Below are 4,896 nucleotides of genomic sequence, written 5' to 3'. Positions count from 1 at the left end.
CTGATTATCATACCACGCTTCCTCCGCTTTGTCAACTGCTTTTTTTATTTTTTTCATCTGGTTTTGTGAGATGAAATAAAGTAAATTCTTTGTTGCAATGAAATTTCCCTCAGCAACGAAAATGAGTATATCATCATGCCATCCCGTTGTCAACACCAAATTTACTTTTTTTTACCCTTTTTTTACAAATTTTGTAACAGTACAGCTTATGGCTGTATTGTTACAAAATTTTGTTACTGCAGCTGTATTGTGCAGCTTTCTGTCTCACTTCGCAGTCTGAGGGAAATGCTTGACACCGAGGAAAGCACTTCCTGATCCATTTCCGCTATCAGAACCACATCAGCGCTTTCACCCGCTGCGATGGTATCCCTGTAGGTAGACATATCATTCAGCAGCATGGTCATCAATGCGTTTCGCGTGGTGTCTCCATTTACAGTTATCCTGTAAATAATATTTTCCTCCAGCAGATTCACCTCTACATCGCTTCCCGTCTGGTTTGCAATGGTAAATGCAAGCACAAGCAGGCTGTTGCCCTCCGAGGCCTCCAGCATAAAATATTCTGAGCCCTCGCTTTCATCTGGATAAACCTGGTAGGTATTGCATCCCTGATAGGTGACTGTCACCCCTTCCGGCAGTCCAAAAAACGCCTCCATACTGGCAGCCTCGTTGTTTTCCGGCACATTTGTTCCTGCGGCAGCCTCTGTTGTCGGTGTCTCTGCAGAAGAATCCGTCTCTGCGGCAGGAGCCTCTGTCTCCGGAGACTCTTCAGCAAGGGTCTCAGGCATCTCCACTGTGGACAAGTCAACCAGCCTGCTCCTGTTATTCGCGTCGTATTTCATCAGCGTTACCGCCGCATATTCCCCTACAGCCTCCTCCTGCTCAGGAGTCAGCTCCGGCATGCCGCTGCATCCGGTCAGCAAAAATATTACGGCGCCGGCCTGTGCAATTGCTCTTACGATTTTTTTTCTCATCATTTCTCCCGTCCGTTTCCTTTATTGAGGTATTTCCTCTTCCTTTTTTGGCGCATTTTGATCCAAAGCATTCTTTTTTTCCAGTATAATATAAATTCCTGAGATCACAAGCGCCATTACCCCCACCGAAAACAGCAGAATGGTTCTTTGCAGTGTGGGCGCTCCCATAAAATCATATAGGACAATTTTACCACAAACCAAAAGAGAAAGCACTAAGCCATATATCCTAACACTCTTTTTCTTTTCCACAAATCCTGCCGCCACACCAACCAGCGCAATCAGCATCAATAAAATACTGTTTACCACTGAAGGCCCCAGTCTGACAATCAACGCCATATAAGTAAGAAACACCGTCGTTATCATGGACTTATTGCCAAAATTCATGCTGTATTTTTCATGGAAGGTAATTACAATGGTGGCAAGGCCAAATACAAGCATGCACAAATAGGTGACATAAGCATTTCGGTACCCCGGCCAAAGAAGGCATAAAAAGCATACAATTTGTCCCGCAAGGGCAAGGGCATTAAACAAAATAATATTTTTCCCCCTCCATCTGCTTACATTGTTAAACAGCAGAATTCCGCCAAAGAGCACTCCCACAAAAATAGGCAGCTTCAACATGGCTGGCATCAAAAGCATCAAATAGAATGCCGTTGTATAAGTGGTCAATATCTGATAATAGGGGTGAAAGAAGCTGATGAATGGAACACTCACCAAAACTCCGGCCAGCAAAAGATTCCCGCACAGTAAATCCTCCGGGCCAGCAGGCATGGAGCGAAATGCCAGCGCCATAAGACTCACTGCCGTGGTCAGGATTACATCATTTACCTTCAGCAGGGAAACAGGCCGAAAGGCTGCCAAAAGCTTTGCAAGCACAAGCAGTGCAAGCCAGAACGCCGGTCCCTGCACTCCCTCCAGAAACAAAGCCAAAATCATCATCGTCAGATTTGCAAAGGTATAGATGCACCATTTTTCCTTATATTTTAAAAGAAGCAGGAATTCAATCAGACATATAAGTGCAATCCCCAGCAAAATTCCCCAGCAGAAGAACAGGCTCTCCCTGTCGTACATTGCAATTTCAAAGCAGAAAATAGACAGATAAAGCACGCCGCTTATGCCGTAGGCTGCCTGTACTCCTTCCGTTTTCTGCCCGCGCCTTGCAGATGTCACAAGCAAAAGCTGCAGAACAAAAAGAGAGCTTAAAAGAAAGATAATCCTGGGTCCAGGCGCTATCTGGCACCACATGGCTCTCCAGATAAAAATCTGTGCAAAAACAGTGTTTGCCAGCATGTGCAGGATATTTACCCCCGTGCGGCAGTTATTTACGGGAAGGAACACACACACGATGTTAGTAAGCAGGATCATACCGCAGACCACCAAAAACTCTGCATCCGTTATCCCCACTCCAATGGGAATAAAGCACAGATAGCAGGCAATCAGACCCAGTATCCTGTAAAATGCCGAATCCCGCTTTCTGCTCAGAAGCGCTACAAAAATCATAATTACAGCAGTAAGCAGCACGGCCGTCCATCCCGGGAAATTATGCAGAACCAGATAATTGAGCACCGTAGATAAAAACAGTCCACTGATTCCCACCGCCGACAGCACACTGCCCAATATTTTCCACCTGCGGTAAATAAAAATTTCTGATATCAGCACAAACAGAGCAGAAAAAGCGTACAGGCTCATTCCCCTCACAAATCCGTTCATATAATTGATTCCAGCCATCACAAGCGCCGCCAGAATAAAAGCTCCTCCCAGCACGCTCAAAAGCACTGCCCCGACGGCAAACTCTCCGCTTCCTCCAAACATCTGTTTCTTTGGCTTTTCAATCTGCGCACTCTCCGGCACAGTATTGGCTGAAACATATTGATTGGATGATACATATTGATTAGATGAGACATATTGATTGGCCGAAACATATGTATAAGAGCCAGACTTAGGCTGCTCCATTTTGTTTTGATACATCCGCAGGCTTCTCTCAAGTTCATCCAGAAGCAGGTCCGTTTGATATTTCTGCTGTATCACCCGCTGCATAAAATTTTGCAGATACGCTGTAAATTCCCGATCCTGAGACTGAGAAAGCAGCAGCCGGACCCGTTCCTCCAAGCTTTCCAGTTTTCCCCTTGCTTCATCCTTTTCCCTGATATCCATATTCCATCCTCATTCCTGTGTTTCATTTTATAAATAAACAAATTGGGGGGGACTTGCCTTCACAGGGCATAGCTTTCATATTTTGCCCGTTCCTGCCTGCTGCAGTTTACATGAAGCAAAATACCCCTTTCCGTATATTCCCATTCCAAAACAGAAGCATTTTCCATTAAGCGGGAAACCACCGCTCCCTTATCGTACGGAATCAGAAACTTGCAGTCCTGATTATCCGCATACACTCTGCTCTGTATCATTTCTGCCAGCTCCTCAATTCCCCTGTTTCCTTTTGCTGAAATATAAATCTGATCCCCTCTTATCTGTGGCAGCTCTGCCTCTAAACGGCATTTATCCGCTTTATTATACACCAAAATCTGTGGAATGTCTCCCGCTTCCAGTTCCCTTAGCGTTTTTTGCGTCACTTCTATCTGCTGTTTGTAATTCTCATCAGAAAAATCCACCACCTGCACCAGAAGGTCCGCATTCCTCACCTCCTCCAGGGTAGACCGGAATGCCTTCACCAATCCATGGGGAAGCTTGTGAATAAACCCCACTGTGTCTGCCAGCAAAAAGGGCCTGCCGTCCACATCAATACTGCGTACGCTTGTCTCCAAAGTAGCAAACAGCATATCCTTTTCCATCACTGTTTTTTGCGGGCATTCCCCATATTTTTCTACCATTCGGTTTAATATGGTGGATTTTCCTGCATTGGTGTACCCCACCAGGGCCACCTGTGGAATTTGGGAGTCCTTACGCCGCTTTCTCTGTGTCTGTCTAGACCTTTCCACCAGCTCCAGCTCCTTTTTCAGCTCACTGATACGATGTTCAATTTTTCTGCGGTCCAGCTCCAGCTTTTTCTCGCCGGTTCCCTTGCTGCTCATGCTGCCGCTGGCGCCGCCTTGTCTGCTCAACGCTTCATGGAGCCCTACCAGCCTGGGAAGCATATACTCAAGCTTTGCCATCTCCACCTGCAGCTTTGCCTCCCTGGTCTGCGCTCTCAGAGCAAAAATATCCAAAATCAGGTTCGTCCTGTCCAAAACCGGCAGCTCCAGTATGCCGGTGAGATTTCTCACCTGAGAGGGCGAAAGGGCATTATCAAAAATCACTTCCTCTGCTCCGCATTCTCCGGCAAAGTCTTTTACCTCTCCAGCTTTTCCGCTTCCGATGTATAACGCCCTGTTTACGGTCAAAAGCCTTTGTGTGATGATTCCTGCCACCTCTTTGCAGGCGGCCTGGGCAAGATTTTTCAGTTCCTCCATGGAACGTTCAAAATCCCTCTCTTCCCCCGTGTCCACCCCCACTAAAAGCACCTTTTTCCAAGCTATGTCTCCTGTCTCTTCCCTCATAAACTTCCTTTCGTCTAATTTTCCTGCACCGTCTCAAGCTCAAACCAAAACAATACGCCGTTTGTATAATTTTCAACGCCATACTTTTGGTTCATGGAATCCATTATTGCCTTCACAATGGAGAGTCCAACACCGCTCCCCCCATATTCCCGGGTTCTGGCCTTATCCACCTTATAAAATTTTTCCCATATGTGGTCAATGGAATCTGCCGGTATAGGCTCGCCAGTGTTAAAAACGGACACTCTCACCCGTCCATCTCCATTTTCCAGCTTAATGTCAATCATCTTATCTCCAGCGCAGTGGTTTACCGCATTGGAAAAGTAATTCATGAACACTTCCTCTGTCTTATACTCGTCCGCCCATACATAGATGGGCGCATAGTCCTTCATGCGAACCTCTATCCCGTTCTGCTTCGTAAGAATTCCAGCCGA

General features: G+C 46.3%; 4 protein-coding genes. All 4 read right to left on the bottom strand.

All coding sequences use genetic code 11. The features are described 5' to 3' along the window. Positions 1 to 233 precede the first annotated feature (233 nt). Entirely contained in the window at positions 234 to 974 is a 741-nt protein-coding gene (locus tag AC1WIP_RS11325) for a hypothetical protein (RefSeq protein ID WP_481141927.1), read from the bottom strand. A gap of 18 nt (positions 975 to 992) precedes the next feature. Next, entirely contained in the window at positions 993 to 3,125 is a 2,133-nt protein-coding gene (locus tag AC1WIP_RS11320; protein ID WP_481141926.1) for a hypothetical protein, read from the bottom strand. Between the two features lie 59 nt (positions 3,126 to 3,184). Continuing rightward, positions 3,185 to 4,465, bottom strand: a complete 1,281-nt coding sequence (hflX, locus tag AC1WIP_RS11315; RefSeq protein ID WP_481141925.1) for a GTPase HflX — start codon at positions 4,463 to 4,465, stop codon at positions 3,185 to 3,187. Between the two features lie 14 nt (positions 4,466 to 4,479). After that, on the bottom strand, positions 4,480 to 4,896 hold a 417-nt coding region (locus AC1WIP_RS11310; RefSeq protein WP_481141924.1), incomplete at its 5' end, for a sensor histidine kinase.

The sequence above is a fragment of the Acetatifactor sp. genome, assembly GCF_982438285.1.
Note: the sequence above shows the minus strand (reverse complement) of the source record. Positions and strands in the feature narration are given on the sequence as shown.